The organism is Paraburkholderia sp. BR10923, from assembly GCF_040948765.1.
Lineage (GTDB): Bacteria > Pseudomonadota > Gammaproteobacteria > Burkholderiales > Burkholderiaceae > Paraburkholderia > Paraburkholderia youngii.
Genome location: NZ_JBFPKO010000027.1, coordinates 53,052 through 75,087, shown reverse-complemented (window position 1 = coordinate 75,087; position 22,036 = coordinate 53,052). Strand labels below are relative to the sequence as shown.

General features: G+C 63.2%; 25 protein-coding genes and 1 pseudogene. 12 read left to right on the top strand and 14 right to left on the bottom strand.

The genetic code is table 11. The annotated features are described in order from the left end of the window. Positions 1-52 precede the first annotated feature (52 nt). Positions 53-526, top strand: a complete 474-nt coding sequence (locus AB3X94_RS34365; protein ID WP_368613840.1) for a LysR substrate-binding domain-containing protein — start codon at positions 53-55, stop codon at positions 524-526. 392 nt (positions 527-918) lie between these two features. Then, a complete protein-coding gene (locus tag AB3X94_RS34360) occupies positions 919-1,158 on the top strand; it encodes a hypothetical protein (protein WP_368613823.1) in 240 nt (79 codons plus the stop codon). 125 nt (positions 1,159-1,283) lie between these two features. Here AB3X94_RS34360 and AB3X94_RS34355 read toward each other — a convergent pair whose 3' ends face one another. Further along, positions 1,284-2,054: a phosphotransferase gene (locus AB3X94_RS34355; protein WP_368613822.1), complete on the bottom strand. Its 771-nt coding sequence runs from the start codon at positions 2,052-2,054 to the stop codon at positions 1,284-1,286. Positions 2,055-2,183: 129 nt separating this feature from the next. Between AB3X94_RS34355 and AB3X94_RS34350 the strand changes: the two genes are divergently transcribed. The 3 genes from AB3X94_RS34350 (at position 2,184) to AB3X94_RS34340 (ending at position 5,979) form a co-directional block, all read left to right on the top strand. Next, positions 2,184-2,693, top strand: a complete 510-nt coding sequence (locus AB3X94_RS34350) for a hypothetical protein (protein WP_368613821.1) — start codon at positions 2,184-2,186, stop codon at positions 2,691-2,693. 609 nt (positions 2,694-3,302) lie between these two features. After that, entirely contained in the window at positions 3,303-5,471 is a 2,169-nt protein-coding gene (locus AB3X94_RS34345; protein WP_368613820.1) for a glycogen debranching N-terminal domain-containing protein, read from the top strand. A gap of 91 nt (positions 5,472-5,562) precedes the next feature. Continuing rightward, on the top strand, positions 5,563-5,979 hold the full coding sequence (locus AB3X94_RS34340; RefSeq protein ID WP_176111657.1) for a PPC domain-containing DNA-binding protein: 417 nt from the start codon (positions 5,563-5,565) through the stop codon (positions 5,977-5,979). A gap of 39 nt (positions 5,980-6,018) precedes the next feature. On the opposite strand, the pseudogene AB3X94_RS34335 reads toward AB3X94_RS34340, so the two are convergent. From AB3X94_RS34335 to AB3X94_RS34320, 4 genes and pseudogenes are all read right to left on the bottom strand, one after another. Then, positions 6,019-6,408: pseudogene (locus AB3X94_RS34335) on the bottom strand (LysE family translocator); the annotation flags it as partial. 9 nt (positions 6,409-6,417) lie between these two features. Then, positions 6,418-6,804: an MAPEG family protein gene (locus tag AB3X94_RS34330; RefSeq protein WP_176111658.1), complete on the bottom strand. Its 387-nt coding sequence runs from the start codon at positions 6,802-6,804 to the stop codon at positions 6,418-6,420. A gap of 190 nt (positions 6,805-6,994) precedes the next feature. Continuing rightward, a complete protein-coding gene (locus AB3X94_RS34325) occupies positions 6,995-8,677 on the bottom strand; it encodes an alkaline phosphatase family protein (protein WP_368613819.1) in 1,683 nt (560 codons plus the stop codon). Positions 8,678-9,008: 331 nt separating this feature from the next. Beyond that, positions 9,009-9,413, bottom strand: a complete 405-nt coding sequence (locus AB3X94_RS34320) for a DUF427 domain-containing protein (protein WP_368613818.1) — start codon at positions 9,411-9,413, stop codon at positions 9,009-9,011. A gap of 340 nt (positions 9,414-9,753) precedes the next feature. On the opposite strand from AB3X94_RS34320, the gene AB3X94_RS34315 reads away from it, so the two are divergent. Next, positions 9,754-10,740, top strand: coding sequence for a hypothetical protein (locus AB3X94_RS34315; RefSeq protein WP_368613817.1), 987 nt, complete (start codon positions 9,754-9,756; stop codon positions 10,738-10,740). Positions 10,741-10,792: 52 nt separating this feature from the next. Here the strand turns inward: AB3X94_RS34315 and AB3X94_RS34310 are convergent, their stop codons facing one another. After that, positions 10,793-11,335, bottom strand: coding sequence for a DUF4142 domain-containing protein (locus tag AB3X94_RS34310; protein ID WP_368613816.1), 543 nt, complete (start codon positions 11,333-11,335; stop codon positions 10,793-10,795). Between the two features lie 161 nt (positions 11,336-11,496). Between AB3X94_RS34310 and AB3X94_RS34305 the strand changes: the two genes are divergently transcribed. From AB3X94_RS34305 to AB3X94_RS34295, 3 genes are all read left to right on the top strand, one after another. Then, positions 11,497-12,528, top strand: a complete 1,032-nt coding sequence (locus AB3X94_RS34305; protein WP_368613815.1) for a glycosyltransferase family 4 protein — start codon at positions 11,497-11,499, stop codon at positions 12,526-12,528. A gap of 405 nt (positions 12,529-12,933) precedes the next feature. Next, positions 12,934-13,155 (top strand): DUF2795 domain-containing protein, encoded by a 222-nt coding sequence (locus tag AB3X94_RS34300; RefSeq protein ID WP_176111663.1) that lies wholly within the window; start codon positions 12,934-12,936, stop codon positions 13,153-13,155. An 87-nt stretch (positions 13,156-13,242) separates the two neighbouring features. Next, the gene (locus AB3X94_RS34295) at positions 13,243-13,686 is read left to right on the top strand and encodes a hypothetical protein (protein WP_368613814.1); all 444 of its coding nucleotides are present in this window, start codon (positions 13,243-13,245) and stop codon (positions 13,684-13,686) included. Between the two features lie 103 nt (positions 13,687-13,789). Here the strand turns inward: AB3X94_RS34295 and AB3X94_RS34290 are convergent, their stop codons facing one another. From AB3X94_RS34290 to AB3X94_RS34280, 3 genes are read right to left on the bottom strand one after another with little or no spacing between them, the layout of a single operon-like run. Beyond that, on the bottom strand, positions 13,790-13,897 hold the full coding sequence (locus AB3X94_RS34290) for a DUF2474 domain-containing protein (RefSeq protein ID WP_368613813.1): 108 nt from the start codon (positions 13,895-13,897) through the stop codon (positions 13,790-13,792). A gap of 1 nt (position 13,898) precedes the next feature. Further along, a complete protein-coding gene (gene cydB / locus AB3X94_RS34285) occupies positions 13,899-14,915 on the bottom strand; it encodes a cytochrome d ubiquinol oxidase subunit II (RefSeq protein ID WP_368613812.1) in 1,017 nt (338 codons plus the stop codon). Then, on the bottom strand, positions 14,896-16,332 hold the full coding sequence (locus tag AB3X94_RS34280; RefSeq protein ID WP_368613811.1) for a cytochrome ubiquinol oxidase subunit I: 1,437 nt from the start codon (positions 16,330-16,332) through the stop codon (positions 14,896-14,898). Before AB3X94_RS34280 ends, cydB begins: the two co-directional genes overlap by 20 nt. 138 nt (positions 16,333-16,470) lie before the next feature. Between AB3X94_RS34280 and AB3X94_RS34275 the strand changes: the two genes are divergently transcribed. Together AB3X94_RS34275 and AB3X94_RS34270 are read left to right on the top strand one after the other, a co-directional pair. Beyond that, entirely contained in the window at positions 16,471-18,288 is a 1,818-nt protein-coding gene (locus AB3X94_RS34275; protein ID WP_368613810.1) for an HAD hydrolase family protein, read from the top strand. A 101-nt stretch (positions 18,289-18,389) separates the two neighbouring features. After that, on the top strand, positions 18,390-18,677 hold the full coding sequence (locus tag AB3X94_RS34270) for a hypothetical protein (protein ID WP_176111669.1): 288 nt from the start codon (positions 18,390-18,392) through the stop codon (positions 18,675-18,677). A gap of 31 nt (positions 18,678-18,708) precedes the next feature. Here AB3X94_RS34270 and AB3X94_RS34265 read toward each other — a convergent pair whose 3' ends face one another. From AB3X94_RS34265 to AB3X94_RS34250, 4 genes are all read right to left on the bottom strand, one after another. Then, entirely contained in the window at positions 18,709-19,308 is a 600-nt protein-coding gene (locus AB3X94_RS34265; RefSeq protein ID WP_176111670.1) for a hemerythrin domain-containing protein, read from the bottom strand. An 87-nt stretch (positions 19,309-19,395) separates the two neighbouring features. Next, positions 19,396-19,719 (bottom strand): hypothetical protein, encoded by a 324-nt coding sequence (locus AB3X94_RS34260; protein WP_368613809.1) that lies wholly within the window; start codon positions 19,717-19,719, stop codon positions 19,396-19,398. Between the two features lie 43 nt (positions 19,720-19,762). Beyond that, a complete protein-coding gene (locus AB3X94_RS34255; protein WP_176111672.1) occupies positions 19,763-20,020 on the bottom strand; it encodes a hypothetical protein in 258 nt (85 codons plus the stop codon). 86 nt (positions 20,021-20,106) lie between these two features. Continuing rightward, the gene (locus tag AB3X94_RS34250) at positions 20,107-20,304 is read right to left on the bottom strand and encodes a hypothetical protein (RefSeq protein WP_176111673.1); all 198 of its coding nucleotides are present in this window, start codon (positions 20,302-20,304) and stop codon (positions 20,107-20,109) included. Positions 20,305-20,716: 412 nt separating this feature from the next. Here AB3X94_RS34250 and AB3X94_RS34245 point away from each other — a divergent pair, with 412 nt between their 5' ends. Continuing rightward, on the top strand, positions 20,717-20,842 hold the full coding sequence (locus AB3X94_RS34245) for a hypothetical protein (RefSeq protein ID WP_368613808.1): 126 nt from the start codon (positions 20,717-20,719) through the stop codon (positions 20,840-20,842). 27 nt (positions 20,843-20,869) lie between these two features. On the opposite strand, the gene AB3X94_RS34240 is transcribed toward AB3X94_RS34245, so the two are convergent. Beyond that, positions 20,870-21,754: a manganese catalase family protein gene (locus AB3X94_RS34240; RefSeq protein WP_368613839.1), complete on the bottom strand. Its 885-nt coding sequence runs from the start codon at positions 21,752-21,754 to the stop codon at positions 20,870-20,872. Positions 21,755-22,036 lie beyond the last annotated feature (282 nt).

The following is a 22,036-nucleotide window of genomic DNA, read 5'->3' as shown; positions in this document are numbered from 1 at the left end:
AGGCTTGCCAACGGGGTTCAGGAGCCAGAGAAAACATTTGTTTCTTGGCTCGATGGTCAGCGCGCCCCTGAACGGCAGTTCCGCGAATCGTCGCAGGAGGCATACACCTCAATTTTTGCAATTTGGGTCCGGCATTTGGCGGACCGCCAAGTTAAGATTGAAGCGGCCCGAAGACCTCCAGTCCGCGACGCTGCTTCACAACACGCTGCATCCTCACTGGAGGGCGTGGTTGACACGATTCAGCAATCTTGCCGATGAGCAGATCGAGGCGATCGTCGGCATTGAGTTCGACCAGTCGTTGATGGCGATCGACGCCGCGGTGCGTGCGCAAGGGGTCGTCCTGACCAGTGCGATTCTGGTGGAAGGCGAGCTTGCTGCGGGTTCGCTTGTGGAGCCGTTTGGAAAAGCGTTGCCGTTGTGCGAGGGATACTATCTCGTACACCCCGATGCGGACGAGCTTCAACCAGGTGTGAAGGCGCTGAAAGCGTGGATGGCCGAGAGGATGGCTGTAAAAAACTCAGTTTGATGCCGGCCGAACAGCACATCGACGAATGGAAGCCCAGCCTGCGCGACCTGGCTTTATTGGCGTTCAGGTGATTGTCGCGAGTCGAATGGCCGGTTGTTGCCTCCGAAACCTGACGGACCAGCTACGCACAGAATTCGGCGAAAACGGTCACTGGGTCGATCGCCGGCCATGGGCCGCTATGGTTTGCTCTGCGGTCATCCGTTACGCGATGCCAGCCCTGCAAATGCACTAGGCGGAAGGGGTGTCGCTGCGGATCGTTGTCGGGTTGGTTCTTTCTACCGTCAGATTGACCGATCGCTGCACGGCAGGACGGGTACGATGGCGCGTGCCCGCAGGAACAGCGAGCATCGACTTTCACGATCAATGTAGCCAGGTTGGACAGCGGGACGACAGTGAAGGAATCCGTGTCGAACCAGTCGGGCCTCGTCTTCGCCGTGGCGTGTTATGGCCCGGCTCGCGCGCCGCTGCGTGAAGTACTGGGTGCGGCAGTGCTGAGTACCTTTCTGAGTGCGCCCGCGACCTCGTGGTCAACAGCACGGTGTTCCGCCGTCGGCCTTTCGCGCAGGACGCACGTTGCGCCCGCAAGGCACACGCAGGTTAATGTGGCAGGCGCGAAGCCGATTAATATGTGATGTCTGTGGATATCCGTGAAGTGGGATGACTTACGACCGCTTGTATATCCTGCGCGCAGGCTCATGCCACTGGTCTCTACAGGTAGACCCGAAAGCGAAACGATTCGGGGTACAGCTGCGCGCCATCACGAACCCGCGATGAACCGTTCTATAACCGGTGTAAATTTTTCAGGCACTTGTCCCAACAGCGTTCCAGCATACACCCTGAGCCACTGCCGAACGCTTTTCTCGGAAATCCCTGATTCACCGCAATACCTGTTCAGATAGTATTCGGCGATTTCCGTACCGGTAAAACTCCACGCTACATACGAGCAAGCGGCATCCGCCGCCGGATCGCCCCTGCTGACCTGGAGCAGATCGATAACCGTGTACTTCGCGCCGTCAAAAAAAACGTTGCCCGCATGAAAATCGCAGTGACATAACGCCTGACCGTCCGGCAGACCGCCCAGAACCCCCTGGAGGTTTTTCTTGAGATCAGCGGAAAGCCTGTCGTTAATCACCAAGTCGTCGTGAAAACGCTGTTTGAGATCCGGCATCCACCCAGTCTTGTCATACTTTTGCAAGCGGCACTGGAGAGCCACAAGAACATCCAGCGTGTCTTTACATCGCACCGGATCGCGGCGCGCCGGATCGCGGAACTCCTCCGACATCACTTCGCCTTTTACCCGGTCCATGCGTAAACCATATCGCCCGTCTACGAGGAGTATTTCGTAAATCATCGGCCCGGGGAAATTCACGAGCTCCAGATTCGCCATGATGTACGCTTCGCTGAAGACGTTCCTCTTTGGATAACCTTCGCGATACAGTTTTACCGCGTGCTCTCCCTTCGCATACACCGTGGCTTGCGCTCCTCTCCCCACTATCTCGCCAAACAATGCTTCAAAATCGCAACTCATGTTCAGCATTCCTCTGCCGCGAATTTGGGAGCAGTATACTCCTGACCGCTAGCATGGAAAACGGCCTGGACCAGGCAGCTGGATTCGGCTCAGCTCAGCGCCAAGGACGGCTTTAACCTGCGTGGAAAGATGATGCAGCCTGTCCAATCCTATATCCGCGCACAAGGCGCGGCCTGCGCCGTCATTAATGCCGTGCTGAACCCGGCTATTACGTGGCTCGGCAATCGGCGGATGGCATTCGTGCCGCTCTTCGGCGACAGTGGCATCATCATCGATATCGCAGTGACGTCCATCGTGCTGTCGCTGCTGGTATCCCTGTTTGTCACACCGGCGGCGCGCGGGGAGTTTCGCGCCGGTCGGCTCACAGGGAGCGACACGGTCTTCGCGGAGAGCGGCGTGCTCGCGCATTTGCCAAGCAAAGCCTGGTCTTTCGGGCTGGTGATCGGTGTTGTTGCCGCCGCCGTGATCACCGCACTCATGTCCGCGACGTTCCTTTTGCTAGGGTGCGCCGGGCTTTCTTTTGCCGGATTCGTTATTCTGAAAGCCGTGTACACCGCGGCGCTCGGGTTCGTCGTCACGCGCTGGGTCATCCTCCGGCAACTGCTTCACTGTCGCGCAAATTCGGCGCATACCGGCTGAGTGGGGCGATAGCTGGCCCCCGAGCCCGGCGCGCAGACCGCTCCTCGATACAGCGGCGCAAGATGCTTTCGAACATGCGACTACCTGAGCAACCGCGCACTGCAGCGGTTGGCGGTCGGTCGGCGCACTGGCGAAGCGGACCATTGAGCTGCGGGTTTCGAGCAGACATTGTGTTCCGAAAATCGATTGGATTTGCGGCGACAACCGGTTGCGTCAAACTCTGTGATATTTGGTAGCGCGTAGTGCGACGGTGGAATGGGGTTCAGCGGGAATTTTTGTCGCAGACTTTGATGTGCGCTGATATCCCACTTCCCACCTCCTCCATAGCCCCGATTTACGCGCGGCGTTTCCGGTCGAGCACGACGAGCCCGATCGTCTGCGATCGTTACACCGACAACGGTGATGAGCAAGGCAACCACCACCTCTCCGATTTGAATGGAGGCCGGCAGCATAACGCGGTCCCGAACACGCGCGGGTGCACCCCGTACCTTTCCTGAGTGAAGGCGGCGCGAGTGTTGCTGTCTCAATTCACATGAAGGTTTCGAAACATCCATGTGGAAGCCTGAGCGCAATGCGCAATTTCGCCTGGTCGTTTAGAGGGACACTGACATGTCGCTCGAGGTAAGGATTGGCCCGCCGCAGATTGCCATCCATCAGGGGCATACGGTCCTGCTCACGCAGCCGGACGGGCAGATCATCAGCGGGTCGCGCAAGGGGCTGTATTTCCAGGACACGCGTCTTATCAGCAACTGGACGATCTTCGCCAATGGCGAGCCCTGGGATCTGCTCAGCTCGGGAGCGCTGCAGTCCTTTTTGATGCGGGCGTGTCTCGCGAATCGTTCGCTCGACAGCGAGGACGGGCTCATCGAGGAACATACGGTCAGCCTGATACTGACCCGTCATGTCGGTGGTGGAGTCCACGAGGACATCGACATGACCAATCACGGCCTGCATACGGTGTCGTTCAATCTAGAGATCGCGGTGCGTAGCGATTTCGCGGACATCTTCGAAGTCAGGGCCGGGCATGTGGTTCGTCGCGGTCGTGTCGTCACCACCTGGAATGAGCACACGCAACACCTGAAGACCAGTTACCAGAACGGGCACTTTGGCCGTGGCATCAGTCTGAGCGTGCACGATAGCCACACGCGAGGCGCTTATGCAAACGGCCGCATCACATTTGGTGTGAGCTTGCGACCCGGCGCGCGTTGGCATTGTTGCTTGAAGTACGACATCGACGATGACGGCCGGGCCGTCCGCGCGCCGCAGCGCTGCGGCGCGGCCGGCGAACTGTCGCCCGAAGGAAAGCGGCTCGCACAATGGAAACGCGCGATTCCGTCGCTCGAGTGCAGCAACGAAACCTTCAACCGTCTGTTTCGTCAGGCGACCGATGATGTCGCGGCGTTGCGGGTGCCGGAGCACGTCAATGGCAGGCGTCTGATGATTCCCGCAGCGGGCTTGCCGTGGTTTGTCGCGCTGTTCGGACGTGACAGTCTGATCACCTCGCTGCAGACGGCGCTGATTTACTCGGGGTTCGCGCGCGGCACGCTTGCAGCGCTCGGCGCACGACAAGCCACGAAGCGTGACGACTTTCGTGACGGCGAGCCGGGCAAAATCATGCACGAGCTGCGTCGGGGCGAGCTGGCGAAGCTTGGACTCGTTCCTCATACGCCGTACTACGGAACCGCGGACGCGACGGCTTTGTATCTGATCGTGCTCCATACCGCATGGTGTTGCACCGGCGACCGTGAATTGCTGATCCGTCATCTGCCCAATGCCGAACGGTGCCTGAAATGGATCGACAACTATGGCGATCGTGACGGCGACGGGTTCCAGGAGTACGAGACGCGTTCGACGAACGGCCTGAAAAACCACAGCTGGAAAGATGCCGGTGATGCCGTGGTGTACCCCGACGGCATGCTCGTCAAAGGACCGAAGGCGCTCTGCGAGCTGCAAGGCTACGTGTATGACGCATGGCTCCGTATGGCCGCGGTCTACGACCTGCTCGATGAGAAGCGCCGTGCATCCAGGCTGCGCGCGAAAGCCGCCGACTTGTACGAGCGATTCAATGACGCGTTCTGGGACGAACGCACCGGTTTCTACGCACTATGCCTGGATGGCGACAAGCAACGGGTGATGAGCATCGCCTCCAATCCGGGCCACTGTCTGTGGTCGGGAATCGTTCCGCCCGAGCGCGCGAGCCGAGTAGTGCAAAGACTCATGAAGCCGGACATGTATAGCGGGTGGGGCGTGCGCACACTGTCGTCGAAACATCCGGCCTTCAATCCGCATTCTTATCAGAAGGGCGCCGTGTGGCCGCATGACAACGGACTCATCGCCGAAGGGTTCAAGCGTTATGGTTTTGCGGACGAGGCAGGACGGATCGCGAAAGACATCTGCGATGCAGGCGGCTATTTCGCGCTGAACCAGTTACCCGAGCTATTTGCAGGCCTCCAGCGCACGGAGGCGAGCTTTCCGGTGCAGTACATGGGCGCAAATGTGCCGCAGGCATGGGCCGCGGGATCGATTTTTTCGCTCGTGTATGCGATCCTGGGTCTTCAGCCCGACGCGCCGCGCAGGCAACTGTACGTCGACCCGGTGCTGTCTCCCTGGATCGACACGCTGACCTTGCGAAACCTCAAGGTAGGCGCGCAGATATTCGATATCCGGTTCACGCGAACCGACGGAAGCACAGAATTCGAAGTGTTGAAAGGGACTAGCAAAAGCGTGAGCCGGCGCCCGATTACGAGTTGGCGCGACGAACTGGCTGCGGGCCTTTGATTGCGGCGGGCCGCTCGCGTACAAGTGCCTGTGAGATACTTCCTCATCCACGCAAAGTCCCTGCGTCCACCGCGTTTCAAACGGCCCAGGCATGCAAGCACATCCCCTCCGGCTCTCGCCCGGCGACGACCTTCGCGTCGCCATCGAAGACGCGCTTCGTCAACCCGAGCTGCAAGCGGCCTTCGTCGTCCAGGGCATCGGCAGTCTTCACGTTGCGGCATTGAGATTCGCTGGCGCGCAAGCGCCAACGGAAATTCGCGGCGACCTCGAAATATTGACCCTCGCAGGCTCCGTCTCGCCCGATGGCGCTCATCTGCACATGTCGATCGCTGATGCACGCGGGCAGGTGTTCGGCGGTCATGTGGCGCGCGGGTGCATGGTGCGCACGACCGTCGAGTTGTTGCTCGTGTCGGTTCCGGGCTATTCGTTCGCGCGGGAGCACGATCCGCAGACAGGGTTTATGGAACTCGTGATTCGCGGCGGTGCGCCGCAAGCCGATTCCGCCTGACCGTTCGAACGCGGCATCACTTCGTGCGCCCGTAGCTGTTCAACGCCCCACCAACATCCGCCCGCCGACTCCGACCGGCAACGCACCCGCTACGGTATCGAGCACGGCCTTGCGGCGAATCAGCGTGCGCCGAACCGCCGGATGCGATCCAAGCAACGCCATCGCGCAGTACCACGCGCACGACATGCCGATCGACAGCGCCACGACCGCGATATCGAGCCACAACGGTGCATGCGCGGGCACCATCAACGCGAAGATGCTGCCGTAGAACGCGATGGATTTCGGATTCGTCATGCTGACGAAATAGCCTTTCTTCGTCGCGGCCCAGCCGGACGCGGCGCTGCCGACGCCTGCGGACAATGGCCGCCGCGCGGTCACGATCATCTTGATGCCGAGCCAGATCAGGTAGAGCGCGCCGGCGATCCGCAGCACGGCGCCTCAGCGCATCAACGCCAAACACAATGCAATCCCTGTGCCATAAGTCCCAATCGCACCGACGAAGCGCAAAGGGTTGGGCTTCGCCATCGTCGGAAACGCGACAAGCCCTACGACGAGCAAGCACCGGCACAAGGTCGCGATGACCATCAGCGACACCGTCACCGTGGACGGCGATCTCGCGCCCAGAAAGAGAAATAGCACCGCCAGAAACGGCGCGTATTCCGCTGTGTTGCCATGCGCCCGAACCAGCTTGTGCAACAGGTCGGCAGGATCATCGGCGCAGCCCGCAGTGGTACGTTCGCGAAAACGCAGCATCGATACCGACAAGCCGAGGCCGAATAACAGCAGCCCCAACACCGCTACGCATCCGAGAGCAATGTTGTTCATGGCAGCGCGGCTCCTTGTCAGGCGATCGACGCACGCCTGTTTGGCGAAAATCAGGCGGCTCCCATTCTCGCACGCGCCGGCGCGCGAGGTCCGCGCGGCTGGACCCCGGCAAAAAACGACCGCGCCACGATCGTTCCAACACCGATCGCGGCGCAGCTCACTACTCGAATACGTCGACTACGGTAAGCACTCAGTCTTCGCGATCGAACTCCGGCAGCGGACGCGTTCCTTCAATCGCGACCGAATGCAGCAGTTCAGGCTTCAGATCGAGCAGACGCAAGATCGTCGGCGCGACCTGCGTGGTCAGCACTCGCTCGTCGTTGACCTTCCCGGCATGATGCGCATGAGGCACGTACATCACGAGACCGAGATGGCTGTCGTCGGGCGCGTTGCCGCCATGCTCCTCGTCCTTCGACTTGCTCGACGTATAGATGACGCCCAGGTTCGGCTGAACGATGATGTCGGGCGTGCGGCCGCGCGACGGATCGCCGAACCGGTTCGCCAGTTGCGGGCCGGACAGGATGTACGCCTGCGGACCGTCCGCGCAAATCCCCGGCGCGTTGCAGCTCAGATTGTCTTTCAGCGTCTTCACGACCGCGGCCGTCTGGCTTTGATCGCGCAGCCAGATCAGACCGACGTCGTCGGTCTGCACCATGCCGGTGCCGACGAGCCCGGTGCCATCGTTCAGGTTGCCGCTCGTCGTAGCGTTTTGCCCAAAAGCGCCGCCCGAATCCAGATAGTTGTTGGCTTCTAGCAGCTTGGTCAGCGTATCGCCGTTCTTCACCAGCTTCGAATGATCGGTCGGCGACTGGCCATGCTTCGCGGTCACGATGATCGCCGTCGACGAATAGAGATTGCGTTGCTTCAGTTCGGACACGATGCGTCCCAACGCGTCGTCGATATACGCGATCGCACCGGCCACCTGCGGACCCGGCGTGAAACTCGCATCCAGATAGCCGCCGCCCGACGCGACCGTGGCCTTCTGCGCGACGCTCAGCGTCTGGAAGTTGGCGCCGAACACCGTCGGCACCGCGACGTTCTTTTGACCGGTCGAATCCTTGCCATCGATTTCATGGATCAGCGATTGCACATGGTAGTTGTCGAACTTCTCCGTGTGCGTGTACGTGTCGAGATAGTTGCTATTGGTATCCGGATCGATCGAATTGATTTCGGTGCGCGCAAGATCGTCGACACCCGTGCCGGACGGTCCGTTGAGCCAGTCGTAGCCCCACGCGTGTTTATCGGCCCACGCGGTGCGCGCGCCGTTCACGTTGCCCTTGATCACTTCGAAGACCGTGTTGGTCTTCAGATAGTTGTGCGGATAGACGGGCGTGCAGACGCCATTGACGAGCGCATGCGGAATCGCCTGCGGATTGAACGCGCCGCCGCCGTCGAGATGGATCAGCGCGCCGCCGTTCTCGCCGTCGATGCCGGTCGTTTCATCGAACACGACATTCCAGCCGGTCGGGCCCGTGCAACTGGTATCGGACGGCGCATAGAGCGTGCGGTCGTAGGAGACGTCGTAGAACAGGCCCGCGGACTTCGGCGAGCCGCCGGTCACGAGTGCGGCGAGGCCCGGAAACGAATCCGACAGTCCCGGTGTATGCGCGTTCGTGTACGTGGTGCCTGACTTCGCGAGCAGCGCCAGATTGGGGCAGGTGTTCGCGCCGATGCAACGCGCGACGTCCTGCTCATGCAGACCATCGAAGCTGATCAGCAGCACATGCTTGACCGACGCGCGATCGCGATCGTGATCGCGGTCGTGATCGTGATCGTCGCCGGCGGTCGCGACTGCCGAGGACAGCCCGGCGAGCAGTGCGACGGCGGCGCACATTGCGCTTTGCTTACGCTTCCATTTCGTAATCGGTTTCATGTCTCGTCCTTTGCTTGACAACGAATTTGGGTAAAGCGGGACGAATTTGAACCGTAAAAAAAGTCATTTACGTGACCTTGGTTTTTTTATTTGGCGATACTGAAGTCTTAAGGTCTTGTTTAGGTCGGTGTGATCCGTTCGACGCGCGGGCGCTGTGAATCGGCTTCGATTCCGCGCGTGATCCGCGCGAGTCGTCAAGCATAAAAAACGGCACGGGTTATCGCAGTCCGTGCCGTTTCGTCGGTCGGTGGTCAAATGCCGCGAGGGCGTGGCGGAACAGGGACCGCCAAGCCGTGCCGGATTGCCGGGCAAATAATCCGCGCGAGTCCGCCTAATGAGCGGCCGGCTCCTGCGTGATGGAATCCACGCGGTCGGGGTAGAACGCGAGGTGTTCGCGGATCGACGCGACGGCGTCGTAAGGGTGCTCGTAGGTCCACACCGCGTTGGTGCCGCGCTCGCCGGCCGATGGAATCGAGAAGTAGGCGCATTCGCCTTTGTATGGACAATAAGTCGCGTGCGCCGTGCGTTCGAGCCGGGTCATGTCCACGTCGTTGCGGGGGATGTACAGCACGGCCGGATAGCGGGCCTCGCGCAGCGTCAACGCATCGTGTGTATCGGCGATCACCTGGCCGCCAGCCATCACGATCACGCGCGCGCGGTGCTGCTCGATCGTGATCGGATGGTCCGGGCCGGGGATCTTGACGGGTTTGTCGTTCGGGACCGAATGGGTGGACATAACGATGCTCCGTGGGGAAGTGGGTGGTGTCCCTTGCCCGAGCGCCAAGGCAAGCGACTGAAGATATGCCCGTATTGCCGTACAACTTCACTTCAGGTATTTCTATACATACTAGCGCAGACCTTCCAGGTGCTGTGAGCGGCGCAACGCCCGCCGGAGTCGCATCGACTGCGTGCACCTGTTTCAGTGCAGCGGAATCGCGACTTCGCGGAAGACGAACACAATTGGCCGACTGACAGGAGTGCATGATGCTCGTTGGATACGCCGTGGGTGAGCGTGCAAGTGAGCCTGCAAGTCAGCCTGCAATCTGGTCGTCGACAAATGGCGAGGTTGTTTGACTATGCCGGCACTTCGGAAGCGTTGGTCACTTCGCGCATGGGGCGCGGGTGCCGCTCTGCCTTTGAGCCTGCTGTCCTGCCCGTCGCAAGCGCAGGTCGTGCCGGGGCAATTGTCGAGCAATACCGTGATCGGCGGCAATGTAAAGCAGCACGCGGACGCTGTGCTCGCGATCATGAGCTACACGACGGTCCCGGACGTCACGACCAGCAACCTGTCGGTCAATAACGGCCTGACCGGTAATCCCGGCTTCGGGCAGACGCAATTCGGCGGCGGCTTCACGCTCAGCAGGTCGTTTCCGTTGTACATGGAGGGCACGCTCGCCTACAGCCGCTACGATCCGGTTTTCATTGCCACGGATGGCGCCCAGCAGCGTGCGGTGCCCACCAAGTGGAACACCTTCAGCGGCACGGTCGGCCTGGGCTGGGATTTCCGCATCACGGACGAACTGGCATTCCGTCCGATCCTGAACGGTACGATCGGGCGCGTGTCGAGTGACCTGAAGGTCGGGCAGACGCTGTTCAATCACGTCACCGACAGCAACCTGCAGTTCCTCGAGAATGGCTCGCTCAATGCCTACGGCTATGGCGGCTCCCTGATGCTCGACTACGAGCACTACCGCGAAAACTACGAAATCGACGCGGAATTGCGGGCGACAGATATTTACCTGCGCAGTTTCGGCGGTTCATCGCAGGCCGTTCAGGGCTCGGCCACGGCCCAGCAAGTGAGCCTATGGACACGCTGGCGCGCGCCCACCGGCTGGCACGCGCTGGACCGGCCAGTCCGCTATGTGCTCGAAGCCGCTTACTCGCACTACTTCGGCGACAGCGCCGGGGTGCTGGGTTTCAACGACCTCACGTCGCTGGGAGTCGGCCTCGAACTCGATAGCAGCAGGTATCCCGTCATCGTCACCCGCACGCGCGCGTTGGTGCGCTACGTGTTCGGTCGCAACGTGCACGGCGTGTCGTTCGGATTCGCGATGAGTTTCTAGCGCGGACTGCTTTACCGGACTACACGAATGGCGCGGGTACCTGCCTTCGGCGCTACTTCGTCACCCCCTTCTTCGTCGCGAGATCCTGCGCCATCTTGTAGTGTTCCTCGATGGTAGGCAGCGCTTTTTGCGCGGCCTTCTTCAGATCAGCGTTCTGGCCATCGGAGATTTCTTTCTTGAATGCGCTCAGCGCGTCCTCGTGTCCCTGCATGCCGACCTTCTGGATATACGCCTGATCGAATGCCTTGCCATGCAGGCTCTTCAGCGAGTCCAGCATCGTGGTGTCGGAATTGTCCTTCGGCACCGCGACGCCGTGTGGCGCAGCCATCTTCAGTTGCATCGTGAGCTTCGTGTGATCGAGCATCATGTGATGCGCGAACGATTTCACATCCTTGTCGCTGGAGTTCTTCGTCGCGAGCTTGGCCGCGTCGATTTCGGTCGACGACGACATGCTCGCCGCCTGCACGAAGTCCTTGTCGGCCTGAGGCAGCGGATTGGCGCTCGTGGTCGAGGCGGCCTCGGTTTGCGCGCCGGCGATATGAGGGATAGCGGCAAGCCCACAGCAAAGTGCGGCAATGGCGGTAACGCGCTTCATGTTTTTCTCCTCTACGAAGTGGAACGGGATGAATCGAAGCGGGACGGATGACACGCTTCGATCGACAACCCGCAAGCGCCATACCATCGTCCACCGCGCGTCTGGAATGGTGGATGCTCGACGACGGAGGTCTGCACGGCGGAAGAACGACGGAGGCTCGCATGCGCATCGCGCAAGTGTCGACGCTCTACGAGCGCGTTCCGCCCGTCGCCTATGGCGGCACCGAGCGCGTCGTGTCGTGGCTGACCGAGGCGCTGGTCGAACTCGGCCATGAGGTCACGCTGTTCGCGAGCGGCGACTCGCTGACGCGCGCGCATCTCGTGTCCGTCTATCCGCGGCCGCTGCGCGGGCTCGAGAACACCGCCGACCCGCAGGCGTTTCATGTCGCGATGCTCGAACGGGTCGTGCAACTTTCGGCCGACTTCGACATCGTGCACTTCCATACCGACTACACGAGCTTCCCGTTCGGCAGGCGGCTGGGCTGCGCGCACGTGACGACGCTGCATTGGCGGCTCGACATCCCCGGTCTGGAGGCGCTGTACCGCGAGTTTTGCGACGTACCGCTGGTATCGATCTCCGACGCGCAGCGCGCGCCGCTGCCGCGACTCGCGTGGCAGCGCACGGTCCATCACGGCCTGCCGCGCGACCTTCACACCTTCAGCCGCACGCCGTCCGACTACCTGGCATTCGTCGGCCGCATCGCGCCGACCAAGCGACCCGATCTCGCGATCGAGATCGCGGGCCGTGCGAACGCGCGGCTCGAAATCGCGGCCAAGATCGACGACGGCGATCGCGTCTACTACGAGCACGAGGTCGCATCGCTGATGCGGCAACCGCATGTGTGCTATCGCGGCGAGCTGGGTGGCCGTGACAAGGATCGCTTCATCGGCGCCGCGCGAGCGCTGCTGTTTCCGATCGACTGGCCCGAGCCGTTCGGGCTCGTGCTGGTCGAGGCGCTGGCGGCGGGCACACCGGTGATCGCATTCGACCGCGGCTCGGTCCGCGAGATCATCGACGACGGCGTGACCGGCTTCATCGTCGATAGTGTCGACGAGGCCGTCGATGCGGTGAACCGGATCGGCGAGCTGGACCGCGCGCGCTGTCGCGAAGCCTTCGAGCGGCGCTTCACCGCGGCACGCATGGCCGACGAGTACATCGAGGTGTACCGGAAGCTATTGGCGTCGGAGCGTTGAAGCGCAACGACGCCTGCGCGAGCGTGGATTTTTTCTAACGCGGCACGCCATTCTTGACCAACGCCATCGGCTCTGATGGCCACGGAGCATGGGACAGGTCCACGCGTCACGCGGCCGCCGGCTGCACGCGCGCAGCGGCCCGAGCGTATCGCGATCGGCGAGCACGAGTCGGGCAGACCGTTAGCGCGCGTCGCAGCGCGCAGTCCGGCGTCCTACAGGCACGCCGGATGCGAAGGCACGAGCATCCGCGCGTGCCCGAAGCGATGCCCGGCACGGATGTACAGCCGGAGCAGCAGCCGGTACGCGACACGCCGGACGTGCAAGCACCGGGCTCGGCGCCGCCGTGACGCGCCATTCCCGGCCAGCACTTGACCTTCCTTCCACGCAACCCATCAGGGGAACGAAATGACCAACTCCCGTTCGACCACGGGCGAGCGCCCGCTGAACCCGTTCATCGACGTGCAGAAAGCGCTGAAGGGCGCTTCCTATCCCGCCGACAAGGACAGCCTCATCGAAACCGCGAAAGCCAATGGCGCCGATGACGACGTGCTGCAACGGCTCCAGGATCTGCCCGACCAGCAGTATCAGAGCCCCGCCGAAGTCTCGAAGGGCGTCGGCAATGAATAGCCCGCAAACTGCATCGCCGCCCCCGCCAGGTCAAGGCTCACCCGCGACCCGTCCCCGCGTGCAGCGCGGCTCCCGGCCGCGCTCGCGGTGCCGGGCGTTGTCTTCGTCGTCGTTGGCGGGCTGCTCGCGATCGGCGGTATCCGGCTCGCGATGCTCGGCGGCTCGTGGTACTACCTGCTCGCCGGCATCGCGATCGCGGCGACCGGCGTGCTGATGTGGCTGCGCCGGCGTGCCGCGCTGTTCGTGTTCGCGATCGTGCTGTTCGCATCGACGATCTGGGCGGCGGTCGAGGCGCGCTTCGATTTCTGGCAATTGCTGCCACGTCTTTGGGTGTGGGTGCTCGCGATCTGGCTGCTGCTGCCACCGGTGAGCAAGCGGCTCGCGCTCGGGCCACCCGCCGCGCCGCGCGAAGGCATGGCGCATCGAGACCGGCGACAAAGCCGGTCCGGGCGACCCGACCGAAACCACCTACGAAGACACGCCGATCGACCTATGCCGACAGCAACGGCAAGCAGTATGTGCTGGTGGTAGCGGGCGGACATGGCTCGCTCGGCACGAAGCAGCGCGACTCCGTGGTCGCCTATACGTTGCCGTAGTCGCGCCGCGGTAATCACACTGCCAGCGCGCGCCACGCTCAATGCGTGGCCGCGCGCAGCAGAAGCTTCAACACACCCGCCACTGTCGCGACCCCGACGACGCCGGCGAGCCACAGGCCGGCGAACCACGCAAGGCGGTGCCACATGTCAGTGGTACCCCTCGCCCGCGCGCATCTTTCCCTTGAACACCGAGTACGCATACACGGTATAGCCGAGAATCATCGGCACCGTGATCGCGGCGCCGACCAGCAGAAACAGCAGGCTCGCATGCGGCGCTGCCGCCGCGCGGAACGAAATCGACGGTGGCACGAGGTTCGGATAAAGACTGATCAGAAGCCCCGCGTAGCACAGCACGAAGATGCCGTACGCAAACAGCAGCGGCAACAGATGGCGGCGCGCAGACAGGCTGCGGAAAAACCCGAAGGCCAGCAGCACGACCAGCACCGGTACCCAGGCGGTGAACAGCAGGTCCGGCCAACGGAACCAGCGCGCCGTCAGCGAGTTGGGCAGCATCGGCGTCCATAGCGTGACCACCACGATCAGCGCGAGCACGGCGATGGCCATCGTGCGCGCGTGTCGCCGGCAACGCTCGTGCAACGGACCTTCGGTGCGCCAGATCAGCCAGCACGAGCCAAGCAGCGTGTAACCGGCCATCACCGCGAGACCGCACAGGATCGTGAAGCCGGTCAGCCAGTCCCACCAGCCGCCCACATACGAGAACCCCGAGACCTCGATACCTTGCAGCAGGCCGCCGAGCACGAGCCCCTGGCACAGCGCCGCGAGCGCCGAGCCGCCGAAGAACGCGGCGTCCCACCATGCGCGGCCGCGACCTATCGCGCGAAAGCGGAATTCGAAAGCGACGCCGCGGAACACCAGCGCGAGCAGCATCGCGATGATCGGCGGATAGAGCGCCGGCAGAATCACGCCGTAGGCAAGCGGAAACACCGCGAACAAGCCGCCGCCGCCGAGCACGAGCCACGTCTCGTTGCCGTCCCATACCGGTGCGATCGAATTCACCATCACGTCGCGGTCGTCGCGGTGGTGCTCGACAGCGAACAGGATGCCGACGCCGAGATCGAAGCCGTCGAGCAGCACGTATGCGAGCACCGCGAACGCGAGGATCGCGGCCCATACCAAAGCGAGATCAAACGTTCCTGTCGTCATCGGCCTGACTCCCCGGAGTTGATGGGACGGACGGTGCCTGTGCTGGGCCCGGTGTGATGCCGGCGCTGCGATGCGGCTTGTCCTTCGCGGGGCCGGGCGTATCGAGCGTGGGCGTCGCCGCCATCAGCCGGAACAGAAAGACCACGGCCGCGCCGAACACGATCGCGTACACCACGCCGAAGCTCGCGAGCGATACCGCGACGCCGGGCGCGGCGATCGGTGACACACTGTCGGCCGTCCGCAGCAGACCGTACACCGTGTACGGCTGCCGGCCGACTTCGGTGACGGTCCAGCCGCACAGCAACGCGATCAGACCAGCCGGCCCCATCGCGACCATGATCCGCTGCATCCAGCGCGCTTCGTACAGGGTCCTTCGATAGCGCAACGCGAGACTGCCCAGTCCGAGCAGCGCCATCAGGATGCCGAGTCCGACCATCACGCGAAACGCCCAGAACACGACCGGCGAGAACGGGCGCTCGGACGGCGGGAACGATTTGAGGCCCGCGATCGAGCCGTCCCAGGTGTGCGTCAGAATCAGCGCGCCGAGATGCGGTATTTCGAGCGCATAGTCGGTCGTCTCCGTGCGCATGTTCGGGAACCCGAACAGAATCAACGGCTGACCGGGACGCGCGAGCCAGTCGCCTTCGAGCGCGGCGATTTTGGCCGGCTGGTGCTTGAGCGTGTTGATACCGTGCTGGTCACCGACCACCATCTGGATCGGCGCGACGATGCAGGCCATCCATAGCGCCATCGACACCATCAGGCGCGCGCAGACGTTGCGCGAATCGCCGAGCAGATGCCAGGCGCCGACCGCGCCGACGAGGAACGCGACGCTCAGATACGCGGCCAGCACCATGTGTAAGAGCCGGAACGGAAATGACGGGTTGAAGATGATGCGCATCCAGTCGGCCGGAAAGAAGCGTCCGTCGACGATCGCATAGCCCTGCGGTGTCTGCATCCATGAATTGACGGCGAGAATCCAGAACGCGCTCATTAGCGTGCCGATCGCGACGAGCACGGTCGCGAGAAAGTGCAGACGCGGGCCGACGCGTTTCATGCCGAACAGCATCACGCCGAGAAAGCCCGACTCGAGAAAGAAAGCGGTCAATACTTCGTAGCCCATCAGCGGCCCGACGATCGGACCCGCGCGAAACGCGAAGCCCGCCCAGTTGGTGCCGAACTGATACGACATCACGAGGCCCGACACGACGCCAATGCCGAACACGACCGCGAAGATCGTCAGCCAGTAGCGGTAGACGGCGAGATATACGGGCTTGTGGGTGACGAGCCATGCGCCTTCGAGCACGGCGAGGTAGCTCGCGAGACCGATCGACAGCGCCGGAAAGATGATGTGGAAAGCGATCGTGAAGCCGAATTGCATTCGCGCGAGGGTCACGGCATCGATGGGAATGGACATCAGGGTTCCTCGGGGCAGGCTGGCGGCGGCTCCGCTGCTTCGACACGACCCGCAGCAAGCCCCATACCGTTGGGCGCGGGTCGCGGGGTATAGCGCTTGCTGAGCGGACCCATGAATCGATCAAAGGAGGCGTGCACCATGCGATTTTTTGCGCTCGCAACCGACTACGACAACACGCTCGCCAGCGACGGCCAGGTCGCCGATTCGACGTGGGCCGCGCTCGAACGCCTGCGCGCGTCGGGCCGTCACGCGATCCTCGTCAGCGGACGTGAGCTCGACGATCTGCTTGCGATCTGCCCGCGCGTCGAGCTGTTTTCGCGCGTGGTCGCGGAAAACGGTGGCGTGCTGTATTGCCCGGCCGATGGCGCGCGCCGTCTGCTCGCACCCGCACCGCCGGAGACTTTCGTCGCGGAGTTACGGCGGCGCGCACCCAACGCTTTCAGTGTCAGCCAGACGTTGGTCGCGACCATGAAGCCCCATGAGCATGTCGCGCTCGATGTGATTCGCGACCTTGGGCTCGAATTGCGGATCATCTTCAACGGCGACGCGGTGATGATCGTGGCGCCGGGCGTGTCGAAGGCGAGCGGTCTGAGCGCGGCGCTCGCCGATCTCGAATTGTCGCCGCTGAACGTGGTCGGTATCGGCGACGCGGAAAACGACCATGCGCTGCTCGACGCGTGCGGCCTCGCGGCGACTGTCGCGAACGCCTTGCCGGAGTTGCAGAAGCACGCCGATATCGTGACGGGCGGCGTCGCGGGCGCGGGCGTCGCCGAACTGATCGACGCACTCGTCGCCGACGATTTGCGCAGCATCGCCGATGCGTCGCCGCGCAATCGCATCGTGCTCGGCCCTCGTTGTGATGCGCCGGGCAGCGAGCCGCTGTCGTTGCCCGCGTACGGCAGCGTCGTGCTGCTCGTCGGTGAATCGGGCTGCGGCAAGTCCACCGCGACGGCGGGCCTCCTCGAACGGCTCGCGGGCGCGGGCTGCCAGATGTGCATCGTCGATCCTGAAGGCGACTATGACAATGACGATGCGACCTTCGTGCTCGGCGATGCGGGCAATGCACCGTCGATCGACGAGGCGATGCAGTTGCTGCGCCGTCCGGCGCGGCCCGCCATCGCGCTCAATCTGCTGCGGGTGCCGCCGTCGGATCGGCCGCTGTTCTGCGCGAATCTGCTGTTGCAGGTGCAGCGTCTGCGCACGCGCACCGGGCGGCCGCACTGGCTCGTGTTCGAAGAGGCGCATCACGTGTTTCCCGCGCAATGGGCCGGCGCGAACCAGGCGATTCCGGATGCGCTGGAAACGGCGCTCGCGGTCACCGTGTCGCCGGAGCAGTTATCGCCGGTGTTGCTGCAGCAGGTCGGCACGGTGCTCGCGATGGGCGACGGCGCGCATGCGGCCTTGCAGCGCTTTGCGGCGGCAAGTGGACGTGATGCGCCAGCGTCGAGTGGCGACGGGGCGCAACTCGCCAAAGGTGACGCGCTGTTATGGCGCGTCAGCGCCGCCGCGCCGCCGCAGCTCGTGCGGCTCGAGCCCGGCCGCAAGGAAAAGCGCCGGCATCGTCGAAAGTACGCTGAGGGGCTGCTGATTCCAGAGCGCAGCTTTTACTTTCGCGGCGAGCACAACGCGCTGAACCTGCGCGCGCACAACCTCGTGCTGTTCGTCGAGATTGCCGAGGGTGTCGATGCGGCGACATGGCAGTTTCATCGCCAGCGTGGCGACTATTCGCGCTGGTTCGAACAGCAGATCGGCGACGCGGACCTGGCCGACGAAGCACGCGGCATCGAGCAGGACAGCGCGCTCGATGCCGCGCAAAGCCTCGCGCGCATCCGCGCGGCGATCCACGCGCGCTACACCCAACCGGAGAATCCTTCGCTGCCCGCGGTGTTGACAGGCTCGCCGCAAAGTCGCGACGAGCCCGACCCGCGTCGGTCCGACACGGATCAGCGGCCGTGAGGCGGGGATTGCAACGCGACGCGCGCGCGGTTCGCGCCAGGCACGCGCAATGCGCATCTCCGCTCAAAACGGTCCGATGCAACGGACCGAAGGAGCCGAACATGCGTGTGCAGGCGATAGAGATGGCCGACTTTCTCGTAAGCTGGACCGTCATCAGAGATTCGGAAGGTGCTTTCCAATGGATCGTGCTCGTGACCGAGCGGGGCGGCGGACATGGCACGGTCTTCGAGCGACGCGGGACGTGTGGCCACGTGTCGTGGGGCGACGCGCAGGACATCGCGGCCGAGAATGCGCGCCGCGTCGCGGCCACGCTCGTCGACCCGGGCACGCTCCACAAGACGAAACAGCGGCGCGCGCGGACGCCGTCGGCGCCCGGCGCGAATCGTTGATGCCAGCTTGCGCCAGTCGTTCGCGCATCTGCTACTCATATTGACGCTGCGTCCGTGCCGCGCGACGCGACCTCGGCAGGCTGCGCCGCAACGCGAGCAATAAGGTCGATCCCAGTAGCAGCGTGGCGATCGGAAACGTACCCGCCGCATTCACCGCAATGTTCATCGGACGCTCTCCGAGCAACTGCATCCGGCGGCGCGTCATCGCGGCGCCGAGCGACTGCAGTTCGTTTTTCAGCACGCGCTCGGCGTCGGGCAGCAGGATGGTTTCCTCGTCGGCGACGTGATGGGCGACTTCGCGGATCAGTTGAAGAAACAGCCCGTCGTACGCGGCGTTTTCGGGGCCCATTGCGCGCAGCTTTGCGATCGTCGCGCGCATCTCGTCGTGCTCGGAACGACTTTTGGTCAGTGTCTCGTCGTTGCCCAGCGCGCGGTCTAGCGCCGGGTAGAAAATTTCTTCCTCCAGTTGCGCGTGGATTTCAAGCGCATCGCACACGCCGTTGACGATCGCGCGTTTTCGCCACCACGGCGTGGACGCGTGGTATCGGTGCGAAGCGGCGAGCACGTGCATATGGTCGAGGCGGATCATCGACGTAATCGACGGCGACAACGATGAGGCGTCATTGGACATGGTGTTTCTCCACGAAAAGGGTGCTCGCGGATACCGCATGCGCCATTCCTGATGCCCCACAATGGGTCAAGCGTGCGCCAGCGCCCGCTAGCGGAGCTCTTTGCTGCTCGACAGTGCGCTCAAGGCGGAGTCCGTGGCGTCCGCTGCACGGGCGAACAGGTCGTCGACGATTCGGCGCGCCGCGCTATATCCGCCCATCAACGCATCGGCCTCGGTGTCGAATGGCCGTCCGCCGGCAATGTCGAAGCGCAGCGGCGAGAACGTGGCAATCGCGGCACCCGCCTGATAGATGTGAACCACCGCCGCATAGCGCGTGCGTACCGCCGCGCGCCCGGCGGGGCGCAACGTGAAGTCCGCCTCGACGATCACCTCGATCGTGAACCCGTGGTATTCGTAGGTCCGCATCATCATGTCCTTCGTCGCGTAAGTGTGTGATCGCGCCGGTGCGCGCCGATCATGCACGACGGCCACGGCGCTCGCTGCGTGCTTCGAGCGTGGCGAGCCGCGCGAGCAGCAGGCGCGCTTGCGGTTGCAGCGCCGGCGGCAGTTCGGCATTGGCCTCGATGCGCGCGCGCCAGTAAGCGGGCGTTGCAACTACCGTGCCCTGCCAGTCGACGCAGTCGCGGTGAACGAGTTGTTCGAGCCGCTGGACCATCGTGCTGATGTGCTTCAGTTCGTTGGCGGCGTCGTTATAGTTGCGCGCGGCATTCACAGGTTCTCTCCGGTTTGTTGTTAGTCGTTGTCGTGAGTCAGCGTTTCGACCCTACCGCGTCGCTCGCTCGGCGCGCCTGTACCGCCTCAACGTTTTCGCATCAGGGTCTGGAGCAACGATTCGCCGTGGTTCGTCACACGCGGACGATGCGCGCCTGACGGTGCGCTTTCGAGCGCGACCAGTTGGCGCTCGAGCAGCGCGTCGAATTCTTCGCGCTCTATATCGGTGTAATCCGGCGATGCCTTCACCAGCATAAAAACCGCAAATTCATGAGGGCTCAGCATGGTCTTTCCTTGAGCGGTCAATTTTTCACGGAACGTACGTTTCTCGCGTTGTCGACAGTAAGTCGTACCGGTCTGGCGACGTGTCGGAAAACGCCGGAATCAGCATACGCTGGCAACCGCAAGAAGGTGCATAGAGGCGTATGTCCGAAACTCTGACGTTGCGGACAGCCGTGCTGGGACGCGCGGCACCGCCTTCGCGCGAATTCGAAGAAACCCGTTCGCGACCGATTTGGCGTAGCGTAGTCAATGTGAATGGCGGTTGAAGGAGGGCGCAATGCCTGACGTCCGACGAGGCTGCTCTCGCGCCATCGATGCGCGGGAGCGCGAAAATTCCGCGAGGTGCGATCCGAACCGCGACGCGGCGCGCGCTGCGAAAAACCGTCGCACGGCGGCGCTGCGCACAGCGCTCGTCATGACATTCGCGATCGCCGCGACGGCCGCGTGCGCGACGCCGCCCGAACCCGGCACGGCGCAGCCTTCGGGTCACCCGACCTGCAACGTGGCCGGCAAGTTCTGCAACACGTTTTTCGGACCTTGACGATACCCGCGGCAGCGACTTGAGCGATCACCCGACCTCGTTGCTGCGCGGGACTTCGCTGCCTATTTCGGCGCCGGTCGTCGGATCGCTCGACGGGTCGGATCGCAGACGCGTGGCCATCGCGGTAACCGCGGCTTGCTGTTGCGCTTCGAGGCTCACCGACGCATTGCCGTCGCCGCCATCCACCGCCGGCTCACCAGTCCGTATCGTGAGACCGGTGCCGCTGTTCCACGGTGTGTTGATCACCGCTCCGTCGTGCGACATCTTGTAGTAGACGCTCGCGAATTCCTGTCTCGGCGGCAGCTTGCCCGGCGGGAAACTCGGTGTGATCGCATACAGCGCCTTCTCGAACGACTTTTGATGCGCGACTTCGCGGGTCATCAGAAAGCCGAGCGCCTCGCGCACGCCGGCATCGTCGGTGACGTTGATCAGCCGTTCATAGATGATCTTCGCGCGCGCTTCGGCGGCGATGTTCGAGCGCAGGTCCGCAGTCGGCTCACCGATCGTGTCGATGTACGCGGCACTCCACGGTACGCCGCCGGAGTTCGTCAGCGGCGGTCCGCCGCCGTATAGCACCTGCGTCAGGTGGCTGTCGTTGCCCGCGCCGTTGAGCTTGCGATACAGCTCGGCTTGCTGCTCGACCGCTTCGGCGAGTTCCCCTTTCGCGCCGCGATTCAACATCGCGACGATCGAGCCGATGATCTCGAGATGGCTCAGCTCTTCGGTGGCGATGTCGAACAGCATGTCCTTGCGCCCGGGGTCTTCTTCCGCAACGGCCTGCGTGAAGTAGCGCATCGCGGCGGCCAGTTCGCCTTGCGGACCGCCGAACTGCTCCAGCATCAGATTCGCAAGCCCGGGATTGGTCGTGCCGACGCGAACCGTGTATTGCAGCCTTTTGTTGTGCATGAACATCGTGACCTCCATTGGAGTTGGTACTTGGGTCTTCGATCCGCCGTGCCACGCGTGCGGAGCGCCGTTCGTCGCGAGCGGCGCGTGGATCGCCTCGCATGCCGTGTTCCTGGCCGGCTCTCGCATCGCGTCGTTGGCCGGCCCGCGATGGCGTGCGCAGTGGCCGATGGCGTCTACCCCATGCCGCGCGCTGATCGTCATCGGCATGTCCGTGGCCTTTGGCATATGGACAGCCGGCATCGGTTGGAGCAGCATGGTCGCCCGGATAGGCTTGAAGCAGCGGAC